A 15,660-nucleotide genomic window follows, 5' to 3' on the forward strand; every position below is an offset into this window, starting at 1 on the left:
ATGCGCGTACTGCACTTTTACAAGACCTACCTGCCGGACTCGATGGGTGGCATCGAACAAGTCATTTTTCAACTCTGCGAAAGCGGTGCGCGCCACTCGGTCGACAGTACGGTACTGACGTTGAGCAACAACCCGGCACCTGGCGCGATACAGATCCGTCATCATCAGGTTCATCAGGCCCGGATGGATTTTCAGATGGCCTCCACCGGTTTTTCCTATAGCGTCTTCAAGCAATTTCGTGAGCTGGCGGCTGAGGCGGACGTGGTCAATTACCACTTCCCCTGGCCCTTCATGGACCTGGTGCATTTTTTCAGCGCCACTAAAAAACCCTGCGTGGTGAGTTACCACTCGGACATCATTCGCCAGCGCCATTTGCTCAAGCTCTACCGTCCATTGATGCGTCGTTTTCTGGACAGCGCCGACCGAATCGTCGCGGCCTCCCCCAACTACTTTCACACCAGCGATGTGCTTCAGGACTACCGCGAGAAAACCCGAGTCATCACCTACGGGCTGGACAAGTCAGGTTATCCACAGCCTGACGCCGCACGCACCGAACGCTGGCGCAAACAAGTCGGCGACCGGTTCTTCCTGTTCGTCGGCGTGATGCGCTACTACAAGGGCCTGCATATTCTGCTCGACGCGATGCAAGGGCTGAATTATCCGGTGGTGATCGTCGGGGCCGGACCGCTGGAGGCCGAACTGCATGCCCAAGCGAAGGTATTGGGGTTACAGAATCTGCACTTTCTGGGGCGGTTGGGTGACGAGGACAAAGTTGCTTTGCTGGAGCTGAGTTACGCAGTGGTGTTTCCGTCGCACCTACGCTCGGAAGCGTTCGGCATCTCGCTGCTCGAAGGCGCGATGTACGGCAAGCCGATGATCTCCAGTGAAATCGGCACTGGCACCAGCTACATCAACATCCACAACGAAACCGGGCTGGTGGTGCCGCCGAGTAATCCACAGGCGTTCCGAGAAGCAATGCGCACGTTGTGGGAAGACCCGGTGCGTGCAGCGGCAATGGGCGTGAAGGCTGAGGCGCGTTATCGGCAGTTATTCACCGCTGATGAAATGGGCCGCAAGTGGACGGCGTTGTACGAAGAACTGCTGGAAGAGAAATCCCTGTCCTACGCCTGAAATCTGTAGGAGCGAGGCTTGCCCGCGAAGGCGGTGTGTCAGTCGACATCAATGTTGAATGACACGCCGCCTTCGCGGGCAAGCCTCGCTCCTACAGGGGTTTAGCGGTGTGGCGCAGCGTTTGGTACGGCCACGTTATCCAGCATCCGGTTCACCGCCAGCTCCGCCAGCATGACGATCTGCTGAATCGCCATCGCCGTGTGCCGGTGCGGTCCTTCCAGATACCCCGCAAAATCACTCGCCATCACATTGGCCTGGGCCAAGGATTCACAGGTGTGGGCCAGCAGGTCTTCGTCTTTGATGTCCGGCGCGATCATGAACATCGTGCTGGGCTTGCGGGTCGCGGGGGATTTGAGGGCGGAGGGGTTGAGGTAGTGATCCAGCGCCCGCTCGGCGGCTTCGTTGAGCTTTTTGGAATCGATGGATTCGTAGGGGGAAACGTCGTCGGTTTCCGGGGGATTTGGTGTTTCTTTAATCATGGCAAAAGACCTTTTGAGCTATGGAAGTTGAACCGCCACGTTTCGTTTTCCAGACGAAAAGGTGGCAGCTGTACGCGGACTGGAAAAACCGAGATAAAAGGTCAAAACCCGGCAGACCCGAAGGTCTCCCACGCACAGCCGCCATAACTCAAACTGAAGCCAGAAAAAAGCGCCACAGTATGCCACGGGGGACAAGCCTATTATCTTCGGGTTTTCCAGACCCGATCGCTGATGTGCAGCGACCTCCAAAGCCTATCCCCCCGACTTCCGACACGACAACCGCTAGAACGTGTCGGAATCGTCCTCCCGAACACTCAAGTCTGTAGGACGTTCGAAGTATTTTTCAGGCCAACCCCGGCCCAATGTGGGAGCGAGCCTGCTCGCGAAGGCTGTTTAACATTCAACATTGAAGCTGGCTGATACACCGCTCTCGCGAGCAGGCCCGCTCCCACAGGGGTTTTCTGTGTTAGCCCGAAGGGTCACAGGTCCAGCACCAACGGCTGCGACCCCTGCGCCGGCACCGCGCAACAAATCAGCACCTCTCCCGCATCGGGCACTTCCGCCGGAGGCTGTGGATAATTCACCGCGCCACTGATCAGACGCGTCTTGCAGGTCCCGCAGGAACCCCCACGGCAACTGAATTCCGGGCGCAATCCGCGGCTTTCCGCCAACTCCAGCAAACTGCCGCCATCCGGCTGCCAGCGCGCTTCTTTGGCCGAGCGCTCGAACACAACGGGCACTGAAACCGTGGCGGCCGGTGGTTGTTCGATGACCACCGCATCCGGGTCTGGCGTGCGACGCAGTGTCGACGGGCCAAAGGTTTCGGCATGAATCCTCGAATCGCGAATGTCCAGTTCCCGCAGCGTGTCGTACAGCCCCTGGGTAAAACTGCCCGGGCCGCAGAGGACAAAGTCCACTTGGTCGTAGTCCTCCGCCTCAAGCATCGTCTTGAGCAAGTCGCCGTCAATCCGCCCGGTCAGGTCGAAATCTTCACCCTCGCGAGCCTCCGCCTCAGGCTGACTGAGCAACCGCTGCACGCGCACCGCGTCACCGAGGCCATCCAGCAAACGGTCCAGTTCCGGGCGAAACGGCTGATCGGCCAGGGTCCGCGAACTCTGGAAAAACCATGTAGGACGAATACGCCGCGTGCGCAGGCCTTGATACACCACCTCGCGCACCATCGACAGCAGCGGCGTGATGCCGACGCCTGCGGCCAACAGCACCAGCGGCCGACGCTCATGGGGCGCCACGGTGAAATGCCCTTGGGGCGCGCGGGCTTCCAGCACATCGCCGACCCGGATCTGCTCATGCAGGTGCGACGACACCAGGCCTTCACGCTTCACGCTGATGCGGAAAAAATCATCGGACGGCGCGCTCGACAGGCTGTACGTGCGGATGTGCACATCGCCGGCAATATTGAAGCGCAGCGGCAAATGCTGCCCGGCCTGGAACACCGGCAACCCGGCGTCATCAGCGGGCTCCAGATAGATCGAACGGATGTTGTGGCTTTCCTGTTCGATGCGCGCCACCCGCAACGGCCGCCAGTGATCGCCCAGGGCCTTGGCTTGCAGGCGTGCATTTGCCTGCGCCCAGGTGCCAGTCAGCAAACTGGTGGGCGACACGCCGTCAAAGCGCCAGCGCAAGGCCAGCGCCGCAGGCCGGCGCACCACGCGCTCTACCTCAAAGGTCCAGAGCCGCTCGGCCCCCTGAAAAGCCTCGACCTGCGGGCCTTCGAGGATGACGTCCGCGCGGCCGCTGAGGTGCAGCAGATCGCCCGTATTGAAATCGATGAACAGCAAACCGGCTCGAGGATTGATCAGCAGGTTGCCCAAGGTGTTGAAGAACAGGTTGCCGGCGAAGTCCGGGATGGTCAGGCGATTACCTTCCACCTGTACGAAACCGGCCTGACCACCGCGATGAGAAACATCCACCGAACGTTGGCCGTCGACGTCCACATAACTGGCGACAAAGAAGGTATCGGCCCCGGCGATCATGGCTTGGGCCGCGTCATCCAGCGCGTTGAGATGCTGCGCGACACGGGTCGACGGGTCCGCCAGGGGCACCGAGCGAAACTGGCGCAATTGAATGTATTGCGGGCAATTGCCGAACGATTGGTCCACCGTCACCCCGAAGCCGCTCGAAGTCACAGCACCGACCCGGCCATTCATACGGTTGCGACGCCGGGTGTGCAGCTCGATACCGAGCAGGCCGATCGCCGCGCCGTCTTGCAATTGCGCGGGGTCGTCGCTGCCGGGCAGGCTGTCGAACTGTAACAGCGCAGGCGCTGGAGAATGAGCAAAACCCGGCGGCCCTTCAAGAACACTGGCCCAAGGGTTGCCGTCAGCATCCACCGCGCCGTACAGCATGAACGGCAGTTGCTGATAGAACTGGCGGTGCTGATCGGGCATCTCGCCGCGAATCACCCTACGACCTAATGTATCCATTCGCTCGGCTACACCTACGTGAGCCTGCAACTGTTTCTCGCCAGCGTGCCAAGGTGAACGGTCCATAACGGCTTCTCCCCTGCGCTTATCGCGCAACAAGAACGGCCCGACTGAATCGGGCCGTGAGCATCAGGCTGTTTTTTGCAGGCCGGCGACGGTGCGCGGCATGCCGACAAACCCTGGCAAGGCTTCGACGCGCGCCAGCCAGGCGCGGATGTTGGCGTAATCGTCCAGCGACACATTGCCTTCCGGCGCATGGGCGATGTAGCTGTAGGCCGCGACGTCGGCGATGGTCGGCTCATTGCCGACAAGGTATGGGCTGACGGCCAGTTCCTGATCGATCACTTTGAGCACGGTGTGGGCGTAAGCGATCACCTCTTCAGCGTTGTAAGGCGCACCAAACACGGTGATCAGCCTTGCTCTTGCCGGGCCAAAGGCAATCGGCCCGGCGGCGACCGATAACCAGCGCTGCACCTTGGCCGCACCGACGGGATCGGTGGGCAGCCAACGACCGTTGCCATATTTCTGCGCCAGATAGACCAGGATCGCGTTGGAGTCGGCCAGCACCACGCCTTGATCATCAATCACCGGTACCTGACCAAAGCGATTGAGCGCCAGGTAATCCGGCTGCTTGTGTGCGCCCTTGGCCAGATCGACAAAGATCAGTTCAGTTGGCAGTTGCAGCAGGGACAGCATCAGCTCCACACGATGAGCATGGCCAGAGCGTGGGAAGTTGTAGAGTTTGATGGCTTGCATGGTCGACTCCGCTGGGTGGAGGCGCCAATTGGAAAGTGTCGGCGCCGATGGGTTGTCATCTTCCACCTGCTACCGAAACAACAGAATAACCAGCAAACGCAATCCATTATTTCAACTAGAGCAATAATGCCTCGTTCTTCAAAGCGGGATGCTCGCGCAGGGCATTCACCGTGAAGTCGACAAAACTGCGTACTCGCGCTGGCGCCTTGCGCCCGCCCTGATAAATCACATGAATCGGCAACGGCGCCAGTTCGAATTCAGCCAGGACGATTTGCAACTCACCCGCCGCGACTTTTCTCGCGACTTGATAAGACAACACACGGGTGAATCCCAGACCCAGGCAGGCGGCCGTGATGGCAGCCTGATTGGCGGTGACCACCAGCCGAGCCTCCGTGCGCACCGTCAGCGGATCGCCATTTTCAAGGAATGGCCAATTTCGTAACTGGCCCGTGGCCGATGTCGCAATGATCGGCGCCTGCACCAGATCCTGCGGATGAGAAGGCCGGCCATGGGCTGCGATCAGCGCTGGCGAACCGCAAATCACCCGCCGCACTTCGCCGACACGAATCGCATGCTGATTACTGTCAGGCAAATCGCCGATGCGCACCGCCACATCGATTCCCTCTTCGACAACACTGACCACTCGATCAAGCAACAGCGCATTGATACTGACCTCAGGAAACTGCGCCAGATAATCAACCATCACTGGCGTGACAAATAACTCTCCGAACAATACCGGCGCGGTAATCGTCAATTGCCCACGGGGTTGTGCGTGACTGCCCGCCGCCGAATCCTCCGCTTCCTGCACCTCGGTGAGAATCCTCCGACAATCCTCCAGATAACGCTGCCCCGCCTCGCTCAAATGCACGCTGCGGGTGGTACGGGTGAGCAACTGCGTGCCAATGCGCGTCTCCAGCGCCGCCACCGCCCGGGTGACACTGGCCGCCGACATCCCCAACCGACGCGCCGCTGCAGAAAAGCCCTGGTCCTGGGCGACGGCGGCGAAGACCTGCATTTCCTGGAATCTGTCCATGGGGCAATGTCCTTCATTCGGATAAAAAAAATCGCAACCATAGGCTGCGATTTTTAGTGTTCAGTCAGCTGTGGATAACTTATTCCACCGTCACCGACTTCGCCAGATTCCGCGGCTGGTCAACGTCAGTGCCTTTCAACACGGCCACGTAGTACGACAGCAACTGCAGCGGGATGGTGTAGAGGATTGGCGACAGGATGTCGTGGATGTGCGGCATGTGGACAACGTGGGTGCCTTCGCCATTGGTCATGCCAGCCTTCTCGTCTGCGAAGACGATCAACTGGCCGCCACGGGCGCGGACTTCCTGGAGGTTGGATTTCAACTTCTCCAGCAGTTCGTTGTTCGGTGCCACGGTGACCACGGGCATGTCGTTATCCACAAGCGCCAACGGACCGTGCTTCAGTTCGCCGGCCGGGTAGGCTTCAGCGTGGATGTAGGAGATTTCCTTGAGTTTCAGGGCCCCTTCCATTGCGACCGGGAATTGCGCGCCACGACCGAGGAACAGGGTGTGGTTCTTCTCGGCGAACAGCTCGGCGATTTTCTCTACGGTGCTGTCCATGGCCAAGGCTTCGCCCAGACGGGTTGGCAGACGACGCAGTTCTTCGACCAGAGTGGCTTCGACGCCTTTGGCCAAGGTGCCGCGAACCTGACCCAGGGACAGGGTCAGCAACAGCAGGCCGACCAATTGGGTGGTGAAGGCTTTGGTGGAGGCCACGCCGATTTCGCGACCGGCCTGGGTCAGCAGGGTCAGGTCGGACTCACGCACCAGCGAGCTGATGCCGACGTTGCAGATCGCCAGGCTGGCGAGGAAGCCCAGTTCCTTGGCGTTGCGCAGGGCGGCCAGGGTGTCGGCGGTTTCGCCGGACTGAGAAATGGTGACAAACAGGGTATCCGGTTGCACCACGACTTTGCGGTAGCGGAATTCACTGGCGACTTCGACCTGGCACGGGATACCGGCCAGCTCTTCGAGCCAGTACCGGGCAACCATACCGGCGTGGTAGCTGGTGCCGCAGGCGACGATCTGTACGTTGCGCACTTTGGCGAACAGCTCGGCAGCCTGTGGACCGAACGCCTGCACCAAGACACCGTTCGGGCTCAGACGACCTTCGAGTGTACGTTGAACCACGGCCGGTTGCTCGTGGATTTCCTTGAGCATGAAGTGGCGGAATTCGCCCTTGTCGGCTGCTTCGGCGCCGTCGCGGTACTGCACGCTTTCGCGCTCGACGGTTTGGCCGTTCACGTCCCAGATATGCACGCTGTCGCGGCGAATTTCGGCGATATCGCCTTCTTCCAGGTACATGAAACGGTCGGTGACCTGACGCAGGGCCAACTGGTCGGAAGCGAGGAAGTTTTCACCCAGGCCCAGACCGATCACCAGCGGACTGCCACTGCGCGCTGCCACCAGGCGATCTGGTTGATCGGCGCTGATAACGGCCAGACCATAAGCACCGTGCAGTTCTTTAACGGTGGCTTTGAGGGCCACGGTCAGATCGCGCAGGTCCTTGAGTTTGTGGTTCAGCAGGTGTGCGATGACTTCGGTGTCGGTGTCCGAGGTGAACACGTAACCCAAGGCTTTCAGCTGTTCGCGCAGGGCTTCGTGGTTCTCGATGATGCCGTTGTGCACCACGGCCAGGTCGCCGGAGAAATGCGGGTGCGCGTTGCGCTCGCACGGCGCACCGTGAGTGGCCCAGCGGGTGTGGGCGATGCCGAGGCGACCGATCAGAGGTTCGGCTTCCAACGCGTTTTCCAGTTCGCTGACCTTGCCCGGACGACGCATGCGCTCGAGCTTTTCGTCGTTGGTGAAGACCGCCACACCGGCGCTGTCATAGCCACGGTACTCCAGGCGCTTGAGGCCCTCGAGCAGGATGGCGGTGATGTTACGTTCTGCGACTGCGCCGACAATTCCACACATGCTATTTCTCCTGACTGACAGCCGCGCAAATCAAATTGATGCCGCGGGCCTGAATCTGATCGCGTGCCGCTAGTGGCAGGCGTTCATCGGTAATGAGGGTATGGACGCTGCTCCAGGGCAGCTCCAGATTAGGAATCTTGCGGCCGATCTTGTCGGCCTCCACCATCACGATCACTTCACGGGCGACGTCAGCCATGACCCGGCTCAGACCCAGCAATTCATTGAAGGTGGTGGTACCGCGAACCAGGTCGATGCCATCGGCACCGATGAACAACTGGTCGAAGTCGTAAGAGCGTAGTACTTGCTCGGCGACCTGGCCTTGAAAGGACTCGGAATGCGGGTCCCAAGTGCCACCGGTCATCAACAGCACCGGCTCGTGTTCGAGTTCGCTCAACGCATTGGCAACGTGCAAGGAGTTGGTCATCACCACCAGGCCCGGCTGTTGGCCGAGTTCCGGGATCATCGCGGCGGTGGTGCTGCCGCTGTCGATGATGATCCGAGCATGCTCACGAATCCGCGTAACAGCAGCGCGGGCGATGGCTTGCTTGTATTTGGAAACCGGTTGACCGATGTCGGCTACCAGCTCCTGAGGCATGGTGATCGCTCCGCCGTAACGGCGTAGCAGCAGACCATTACTTTCAAGTGCGGCCAAATCCTTGCGAACCGTAACTTCGGAAGTTTCGAAGCGCTTGGCCAGCTCGTCCACACTGACTTCGCCCTGTTCATTGAGCAAGGCGAGAATGTTGTGGCGGCGTTGGGGTGTATTGCGTTTCGACATGAGCGAGTAAGTTTCGATTCGAAAGATAACGGAAGCAATCAAAACCTATTGGCGAAACTTCGTCAAGTCTGCTCTACAAAAATTATCTGTGGATAAAAGCTTCGCGGGCAAGTCGGATCGCCACCCGCTCGCTCCTATGGGCCGGAGTCATTCACAAAATTTGTTAACGACATGGATCCTTCAGGAGCGAGTGGGCGGCGATCCGACTTGCCCGCGAAGGCAATCTCAAAACCGCCGCAACGCGCTGTGGATAACTCAGCTCTTTTTGATCTTCACCGGCCGTTTCCAGCCATCGATGTTTTTCTGACGTGCCCGACCCACCGCCAACTGCGCGTTATCCACATTCTGCGTGATGGTTGAACCGGCCGCCGTCGTCGCACCGGAAGAGATATCCACAGGCGCCACCAACGAGTTGTTGGAACCGATGAACACGTCTTCACCCAAGACGGTTTTCCACTTGTTGGCGCCATCGTAGTTGCACGTGATGGTGCCCGCGCCAATGTTGGTGCGCGCACCGATCTCAGCATCGCCCAGGTAGGTCAAATGACCGGCCTTGGCGCCTTCACCCAGGTGGGCGTTTTTCAGTTCGACAAAGTTACCCACATGCGCGCGAGCTTCAAGCACCGTACCCGGACGCAGACGTGCGAATGGACCGGCATCGCTGCCTTCGCCCAGGATCGCACCTTCGATATGGCTGTTGGCTTTGATCACCACGCCTTTGCGCAGGGTGCTGTCCTTGATCACACAGTTCGGGCCGATCACCACGTCATCTTCAATGACGACCTTGCCTTCAAGGATCACGTTGATATCGATCAGCACGTCTCGGCCGACGGTGACTTCACCGCGTACATCGAAACGGGCCGGGTCACGCAGGGTCACGCCTTGAGCCATCAAGCGGCGACCGGCGCGCAACTGATAATGACGCTCGAGTTCGGCGAGCTGCTTGCGGTCGTTGGCGCCCTGCACTTCCATGGCGTCATGGGGATGCTCAGTGGCCACCACCAGACCATCGCTGACTGCCATTGCGATCACGTCCGTCAGGTAATACTCGCCTTGGGCATTGTTGTTGGAGAGACGGCTCATCCATCCACCCAGCTGTGCGAAAGGCAGGGCCAGAATGCCGGTGTTGCCTTCGGTGATTGCGCGCTCGGACTCGTTGGCGTCTTTCTGCTCAACGATGGCTGTGACCTTGCCGGCGGCATCGCGGACGATGCGGCCGTAACCGGTCGGGTCATCCAGCTCGACGGTGAGCAAGCCCAGTTGCTGCGGGGCCACTTTCTTGAGCAAACGTTGCAAGGTTTCAACCTCGATCAGCGGAACGTCACCGTACAGGATCAGTACGGTGTCGGACTCGATGAACGGCACGGCCTGAGCCACCGCATGGCCGGTACCCAGCTGTTGGTCCTGCAGGACGAAATTCAGATCATCCGCCGCCAGACGCTCGCGCACCGCTTCGGCGCCATGGCCAATCACCACGTGGATGCGCTGTGGATCAAGTTGCCGGGCGCTGTGGATAACATGACCAAGCATCGAGTTGCCGGCGATCGGGTGCAGAACTTTAGGCAACGCCGAACGCATGCGAGTGCCTTGGCCGGCAGCGAGAATAACGATTTCAAGAGACATGACTGGCTACCAATCCTGGGTGGTCAGCGGCTGCGACCAGGTTATGAAAATCGGAAAAGAAAAAAGGGTAGCCGAGGCTACCCTTTTTAATCAATCGCGCAACAAGCAATGGCCTATTAGTGGCCAAACTTCTTGCGGATCTGCTGGACGGTGCGCAGCTGAGCTGCGGCCTCGGCCAGACGTGCGGCAGCAGAACCGTAATCGAATTCCGCGCCCCGCTCATGCAAGGCCTTCTCGGCAGCCTTAACGGCTTCCTGAGCGGAGGCTTCGTCCAGGTCGGCAGCACGTTGCACGGTGTCGGCAAGAACCTTGACCATGTTCGGCTGAACCTCGAGGAAACCACCGGAGATGTAATACACCTCCTCTTCCCCGCCCTGCTTGATCAGGCGGATCGGACCCGGCTTGAGATTAGTGATCAGCGGCGCGTGACCCAAGGCGATACCAAGATCACCCAGTGCACCGTGCGCAACCACCATCTCGACCAGGCCGGAAAAGATTTCCCCTTCCGCGCTGACGATATCGCAATGGACTGTCATAGCCATCTGATTGCCTCAACCTAAATTAGCGCCCGTTGCCGGGCGCCGGGATTACAGTTTCTTGGCTTTCTCGATCGCTTCTTCGATGCCGCCGACCATGTAGAACGCTTGTTCTGGCAGGTGGTCGTAGTCACCGTTGAGGATGCCTTTGAAGCCAGCAATGGTGTCTTTCAGGGAAACGTATTTACCCGAAGCACCGGTGAAGACTTCAGCCACGAAGAACGGCTGCGACAAGAAACGCTGGATCTTACGAGCACGGTTTACCAACTGCTTGTCGGCTTCCGACAGCTCGTCCATACCCAGGATCGCAATGATGTCCTTCAGTTCTTTGTAACGTTGCAGAACATACTGTACGCCGCGAGCGGTGTCGTAGTGGTCCTGGCCGATTACGTTCGGGTCCAGCTGGCGCGAAGTCGAGTCGAGTGGATCGACCGCTGGGTAGATACCCAGGGAAGCGATGTCACGGGACAGAACGACGGTGGCGTCCAAGTGGGCGAAGGTGGTCGCTGGCGACGGGTCAGTCAAGTCATCCGCAGGTACGTATACCGCTTGGATCGAGGTGATCGAACCGTTCTTGGTCGAAGTGATACGCTCTTGCAGAGTACCCATCTCTTCGGCCAGGGTCGGCTGGTAACCTACTGCGGAAGGCATACGGCCCAGCAGTGCGGATACTTCAGTACCGGCCAGGGTGTAACGATAGATGTTGTCGACGAACAGCAGAACGTCGTTACCTTCGTCACGGAACTTCTCGGCCATGGTCAGGCCGGTCAGTGCTACGCGCAGACGGTTACCCGGCGGCTCGTTCATCTGACCGTAAACCAGTGCCACTTTGTCCAGAACGTTGGAATCCTTCATCTCGTGGTAGAAGTCGTTACCCTCACGAGTACGCTCACCCACACCGGCGAACACGGAATAACCGCTGTGCTCGATGGCGATGTTACGGATCAGTTCCATCATGTTTACGGTTTTGCCTACACCGGCACCACCGAACAGACCGACTTTACCACCCTTGGCGAACGGGCAAACCAGGTCGATAACCTTGATGCCGGTTTCCAGCAGGTCGTTGCCGCCCGCTTGTTCAGCGAAGGTTGGCGCAGGACGGTGAATGCCCCAGCGCTCTTCGGTGTCGATCGGGCCAGCTTCGTCGATCGGGTTACCGAGGACGTCCATGATCCGGCCCAGGGTCGCTTTACCGACTGGTACGGAGATGGCTGCGCCAGAGTCGGTGACTTCCAGACCGCGCTTCAAGCCTTCGGTGGAACCCATCGCAATGGTACGAACCACGCCGTCGCCCAGCTGTTGCTGAACTTCGAGGGTGGTTTCAGCCGCGCTCACTACTTTCAGCGCGTTGTAGATGCTCGGTACGCTGTCGCGTGGAAATTCCACGTCGATAACGGCGCCGATGATTTGAACGATACGTCCGCTACTCATAGCTGGATCCTCTGAATATTTGAACCGTTAAACCGCGGCAGCGCCGCCGACGATTTCCGAGATCTCTTGGGTGATCGCAGCCTGACGCGCCTTGTTGTAGACCAGCTGCAAATCGCTGATCAAATCACCGGCGTTGTCGGTAGCGTTCTTCATCGCGATCATCCGCGCAGCTTGTTCAGCCGCGTTGTTCTCGACCACCGCCTGGTAGACCTGCGACTCCACGTAACGGACCATCAAGCCGTCAAGCAGCTCTTTGGCGTCCGGTTCGTACAGATAATCCCAGTGGTGCTTGAGTTCCTGATCCGGGGTTGCCACCAGCGGAATCAACTGCTCCACGGTAGGCGATTGCGTCATGGTGTTAACGAATTTGTTGGACACCACGGACAGGCGGTCAATACGGCCGTCCAGGTAGGCATCCAGCATCACCTTGACGCTGCCGATCAGGTCATTGATCGACGGCTCTTCACCCAGGTGGCTGATAGCTGCTACGACGTTACCGCCGAAGTTGCGGAAGAAAGCCGCACCCTTGCTACCAACAACACACAGATCAATCTCGACGCCGTTTTCGCGGTTTACCGCCATGTCCTTGACCAAAGCCTTGAACAGGTTGGTGTTCAAGCCACCACACAGACCACGGTCACTGCTCACCACGACATAACCGACGCGCTTTACTTCACGGTCGAGCATGAATGGGTGGCGATATTCCGGGTTGGCGTTGGCCAGATGGCCAATAACCTGGCGGATGCGCTCCGCATAAGGACGGCTAGCAGCCATGCGCATTTGTGCCTTGCGCATTTTACTGACCGCCACTTTTTCCATGGCGCTGGTAATCTTTTGCGTGCTTTTGATGCTCGCAATCTTACTGCGAATCTCTTTTGCGCCTGCCATGTAACACCTATCAGGTTAGCAAGCGGGAGCCTTGCGGCTCCCGCTGCGGCTTACCAGGTTTGGGTGGCCTTGAACTTCTCGATACCGGCTTTCATGCCAGCGTCGATTTCGTCATTGAAGTCACCCTTCACGTTGATCTTCGCCATCAAATCGGCGTGATCGCGGTTGAAGAAAGCAATCAGCGCTTGTTCAAAGCTGCCGACCTTGGCGATTTCGACGTCAGTCAGGAACCCACGCTCAGCGGCATACAGCGACAGCGCCATGTCAGCGATCGACATTGGTGCGTATTGCTTCTGCTTCATCAGCTCGGTAACGCGCTGACCATGCTCAAGTTGCTTACGGGTCGCTTCGTCCAGGTCAGAAGCGAACTGGGCGAATGCCGCCAGCTCACGGTACTGAGCCAGAGCGGTACGGATACCACCGGAGAGCTTCTTGATGATCTTGGTCTGAGCGGCACCACCCACACGGGATACCGAAACACCGGCGTTCACAGCAGGACGGATCCCGGAGTTGAACATGGCCGATTCCAGGAAGATCTGACCGTCGGTGATGGAAATCACGTTGGTCGGAACGAACGCGGAAACGTCGCCAGCCTGGGTTTCGATGATCGGCAGTGCGGTCAGGGAACCGGTTTTGCCGGTCACTGCGCCGTTGGTGAACTTCTCTACGTACTCTTCCGAAACGCGGGATGCGCGCTCCAGCAGACGGGAGTGGAGATAGAACACGTCGCCTGGGTAAGCTTCACGGCCTGGTGGACGGCGCAGCAGCAGGGAAATCTGGCGATAAGCCACTGCTTGCTTGGACAGATCGTCATAAACGATCAGCGCGTCTTCACCGCGGTCGCGGAAGAATTCACCCATGGTGCAACCGGAGTACGGTGCCAGGAATTGCAGTGCTGCAGATTCCGAAGCGCTCGCTGCCACGACGATGGTGTTAGCCAGTGCGCCGTTTTCTTCCAGCTTGCGAACCACGTTGGCGATGGTCGATTGCTTCTGACCGATCGCGACGTAGACGCAGAAAATGCCGCTGTCTTTCTGGTTGATGATCGCGTCGATCGCCAGAGCGGTTTTACCGATCTGACGGTCACCGATGATCAGCTCACGCTGGCCACGGCCGACAGGAATCATGGCATCGACAGCCTTGTAGCCAGTCTGTACAGGCTGGTCTACCGACTTACGCCAGATCACGCCTGGAGCAACTTTCTCGACCGCATCGGTCTCGGTGTTGTTCAGCGGACCTTTGCCGTCAACTGGGTTACCCAGTGCGTCGACTACGCGACCCAGCAGTTCCTTACCAACCGGAACTTCGAGGATGCGGCCGGTGCACTTGGCGCTCATGCCTTCAGCCAGAGACTGATAGGAGCCCAATACAACGGCACCTACGGAGTCTTGCTCCAGGTTGAGAGCCATACCGAAGACGCCGCCCGGAAACTCGATCATCTCGCCGTACATGACGTCGGCCAGACCGTGAATCCGCACGATACCGTCAGATACGCTGACGACAGTGCCTTCGTTACGGGCTTGGGAGGTCACATCGAGCTTGTCGATGCGGCCCTTGATAATTTCACTTATTTCGGAAGGATTGAGTTGCTGCATTGCTCTGCTGCCCCTTCAAACTCAAGATTTCAATGCTTCGGCAAGGCTCGCGAGTTTGCCGCGAACCGAGCCATCGATAACCAGGTCGCCGGCGCGGATGACAATGCCCCCAATAAGGGATTTGTCTTCCTCGACTTGCAGGCGCACTTCCCGGTTGAGTCGTGCACTGAGAACCTTGGCGAGTTTGTCTTGCTGTTCTTGGTTCAATGCAAAAGCACTGGTCACTTCAACGTCTACCGACTTCTCTTGTTCAGCCTTGTACAGGTCGAACAGAGCGGATATCTCCGGCAAAAGCGGGAGACGGTCGTTTTCGGCAACGACGTGAATGAAGTTCTGTGCCTTGGCATCAAACTTGTCGCCGCACACGTCAATAAACGTGGCGGCCTTGTTTGCGCTCGTCAGTCGCGGGGCCTTGAGCACGCGCTGCATAGTGCCGTCTTGCGACACTGCTGCAGCCAGGCCGAGCATGGCTGACCAAGAGGCCAGTTGCTGGTGGGCCTGGGCGTGCTCGAAGGCTGCCTTAGCGTAAGGTCGGGCCAACGTGGTCAATTCTGCCATGATCGCCCTCGCTTAAATTTCAGCAGCCAGTTTGTTTACCAGCTCCGCGTGCGCGTTTTGATCGATTGTGGAACCCAGGATCTTCTCGGCGCCAGAGACTGCCAGGCTACCCAATTGGGCACGCAGCGCGTCTTTGACACTGTTCAGTTCCTGCTCGATCTCGGCCTGAGCCTGAACCTTCACACGGTCAGCGTCGATACGGGCTTTTTCAACAGCCTCTTCAACGATCTGGTTACCGCGTTTCTTGGCTTGCTCAATGATTTCGGCTGCCTGAGCTTTTGCTTCGCGCAGTTGCTGACCCGCTTTATCTTGGGCCAGCTCCAGGTCGCGAGCTGCTCGGGCGGCAGCGTCCAGTCCATCCGCGATCTTCTTCTGACGTTCGTGCAAAGCCGCGATGACCGGAGGCCACACGAACTTCATGCAAAACAGTACAAAAATGAAGAACGCAACGGACTGGCCAATCAGGGTTGCATTAATGTTCACGCCAACACCTCGC

General features: G+C 58.7%; 14 protein-coding genes. 1 reads left to right on the top strand and 13 read right to left on the bottom strand.

The genetic code is table 11. The features are described from left to right. Window positions 1-1,131, top strand: a complete 1,131-nt coding sequence (locus FBY01_RS06210) for a glycosyltransferase family 4 protein (RefSeq protein ID WP_145306442.1) — start codon at window positions 1-3, stop codon at window positions 1,129-1,131. Window positions 1,132-1,232: 101 nt separating this feature from the next. Here FBY01_RS06210 and FBY01_RS06215 read toward each other — a convergent pair whose 3' ends face one another. The 13 genes from FBY01_RS06215 to FBY01_RS06275 form a co-directional block, all read right to left on the bottom strand. Continuing rightward, window positions 1,233-1,610 (bottom strand): DUF6124 family protein, encoded by a 378-nt coding sequence (locus FBY01_RS06215; RefSeq protein WP_145306440.1) that lies wholly within the window; start codon window positions 1,608-1,610, stop codon window positions 1,233-1,235. A 479-nt stretch (window positions 1,611-2,089) separates the two neighbouring features. Further along, on the bottom strand, window positions 2,090-4,120 hold the full coding sequence (locus FBY01_RS06220) for a pyridoxamine 5'-phosphate oxidase family protein (protein ID WP_145306438.1): 2,031 nt from the start codon (window positions 4,118-4,120) through the stop codon (window positions 2,090-2,092). Between the two features lie 63 nt (window positions 4,121-4,183). Further along, entirely contained in the window at window positions 4,184-4,810 is a 627-nt protein-coding gene (locus tag FBY01_RS06225) for a glutathione S-transferase family protein (RefSeq protein ID WP_145306436.1), read from the bottom strand. Between the two features lie 115 nt (window positions 4,811-4,925). Further along, window positions 4,926-5,843, bottom strand: a complete 918-nt coding sequence (locus tag FBY01_RS06230; RefSeq protein WP_010465452.1) for a LysR family transcriptional regulator — start codon at window positions 5,841-5,843, stop codon at window positions 4,926-4,928. 79 nt (window positions 5,844-5,922) lie between these two features. After that, window positions 5,923-7,755, bottom strand: a complete 1,833-nt coding sequence (glmS, locus tag FBY01_RS06235) for a glutamine--fructose-6-phosphate transaminase (isomerizing) (RefSeq protein WP_010465454.1) — start codon at window positions 7,753-7,755, stop codon at window positions 5,923-5,925. A 1-nt stretch (window position 7,756) separates the two neighbouring features. Then, window positions 7,757-8,533: a DeoR/GlpR family DNA-binding transcription regulator gene (locus FBY01_RS06240; RefSeq protein WP_010465456.1), complete on the bottom strand. Its 777-nt coding sequence runs from the start codon at window positions 8,531-8,533 to the stop codon at window positions 7,757-7,759. A 255-nt stretch (window positions 8,534-8,788) separates the two neighbouring features. Beyond that, the gene (gene glmU, locus FBY01_RS06245) at window positions 8,789-10,156 is read right to left on the bottom strand and encodes a bifunctional UDP-N-acetylglucosamine diphosphorylase/glucosamine-1-phosphate N-acetyltransferase GlmU (protein WP_010465458.1); all 1,368 of its coding nucleotides are present in this window, start codon (window positions 10,154-10,156) and stop codon (window positions 8,789-8,791) included. Between the two features lie 116 nt (window positions 10,157-10,272). Further along, complete coding sequence (locus FBY01_RS06250; protein ID WP_010465460.1) at window positions 10,273-10,698, bottom strand: F0F1 ATP synthase subunit epsilon; 426 nt, start codon at window positions 10,696-10,698, stop codon at window positions 10,273-10,275. Between the two features lie 45 nt (window positions 10,699-10,743). Further along, a complete protein-coding gene (gene atpD, locus FBY01_RS06255) occupies window positions 10,744-12,123 on the bottom strand; it encodes a F0F1 ATP synthase subunit beta (protein ID WP_008155715.1) in 1,380 nt (459 codons plus the stop codon). Between the two features lie 27 nt (window positions 12,124-12,150). Continuing rightward, the gene (atpG, locus tag FBY01_RS06260) at window positions 12,151-13,011 is read right to left on the bottom strand and encodes a F0F1 ATP synthase subunit gamma (protein WP_010465463.1); all 861 of its coding nucleotides are present in this window, start codon (window positions 13,009-13,011) and stop codon (window positions 12,151-12,153) included. 50 nt (window positions 13,012-13,061) lie between these two features. Continuing rightward, complete coding sequence (gene atpA, locus FBY01_RS06265) at window positions 13,062-14,606, bottom strand: F0F1 ATP synthase subunit alpha (RefSeq protein ID WP_010465465.1); 1,545 nt, start codon at window positions 14,604-14,606, stop codon at window positions 13,062-13,064. A 21-nt stretch (window positions 14,607-14,627) separates the two neighbouring features. Next, window positions 14,628-15,164 (bottom strand): F0F1 ATP synthase subunit delta, encoded by a 537-nt coding sequence (locus tag FBY01_RS06270; RefSeq protein WP_010465467.1) that lies wholly within the window; start codon window positions 15,162-15,164, stop codon window positions 14,628-14,630. 12 nt (window positions 15,165-15,176) lie between these two features. Continuing rightward, the gene (locus tag FBY01_RS06275) at window positions 15,177-15,647 is read right to left on the bottom strand and encodes a F0F1 ATP synthase subunit B (RefSeq protein WP_007948090.1); all 471 of its coding nucleotides are present in this window, start codon (window positions 15,645-15,647) and stop codon (window positions 15,177-15,179) included. Window positions 15,648-15,660: the final 13 nt, after the last annotated feature.

The organism is Pseudomonas sp. SJZ077 (genome assembly GCF_007993905.1).
In the GTDB taxonomy this organism is placed as follows: domain Bacteria; phylum Pseudomonadota; class Gammaproteobacteria; order Pseudomonadales; family Pseudomonadaceae; genus Aquipseudomonas; species Aquipseudomonas mandelii.

Bases quoted from the DNA above. Each gene is read 5' to 3' on its own strand.
- FBY01_RS06250 (WP_010465460.1), bottom strand. From the start codon at position 10,698: ATGGCTATGACAGTCCATTGCGATATCGTCAGCGCGGAAGGGGAAATC.
- FBY01_RS06210 (WP_145306442.1), top strand. From the start codon at position 1: ATGCGCGTACTGCACTTTTACAAGACCTACCTGCCGGACTCGATGGGT.
- FBY01_RS06215 (WP_145306440.1), bottom strand. From the start codon at position 1,610: ATGATTAAAGAAACACCAAATCCCCCGGAAACCGACGACGTTTCCCCC.
- FBY01_RS06270 (WP_010465467.1), bottom strand. From the start codon at position 15,164: ATGGCAGAATTGACCACGTTGGCCCGACCTTACGCTAAGGCAGCCTTC.
- FBY01_RS06230 (WP_010465452.1), bottom strand. From the start codon at position 5,843: ATGGACAGATTCCAGGAAATGCAGGTCTTCGCCGCCGTCGCCCAGGAC.
- atpA (WP_010465465.1), bottom strand. From the start codon at position 14,606: ATGCAGCAACTCAATCCTTCCGAAATAAGTGAAATTATCAAGGGCCGC.
- FBY01_RS06220 (WP_145306438.1), bottom strand. From the start codon at position 4,120: ATGGACCGTTCACCTTGGCACGCTGGCGAGAAACAGTTGCAGGCTCAC.
- glmS (WP_010465454.1), bottom strand. From the start codon at position 7,755: ATGTGTGGAATTGTCGGCGCAGTCGCAGAACGTAACATCACCGCCATC.
- FBY01_RS06225 (WP_145306436.1), bottom strand. From the start codon at position 4,810: ATGCAAGCCATCAAACTCTACAACTTCCCACGCTCTGGCCATGCTCAT.
- glmU (WP_010465458.1), bottom strand. From the start codon at position 10,156: ATGTCTCTTGAAATCGTTATTCTCGCTGCCGGCCAAGGCACTCGCATG.
- atpG (WP_010465463.1), bottom strand. From the start codon at position 13,011: ATGGCAGGCGCAAAAGAGATTCGCAGTAAGATTGCGAGCATCAAAAGC.
- FBY01_RS06240 (WP_010465456.1), bottom strand. From the start codon at position 8,533: ATGTCGAAACGCAATACACCCCAACGCCGCCACAACATTCTCGCCTTG.
- atpD (WP_008155715.1), bottom strand. From the start codon at position 12,123: ATGAGTAGCGGACGTATCGTTCAAATCATCGGCGCCGTTATCGACGTG.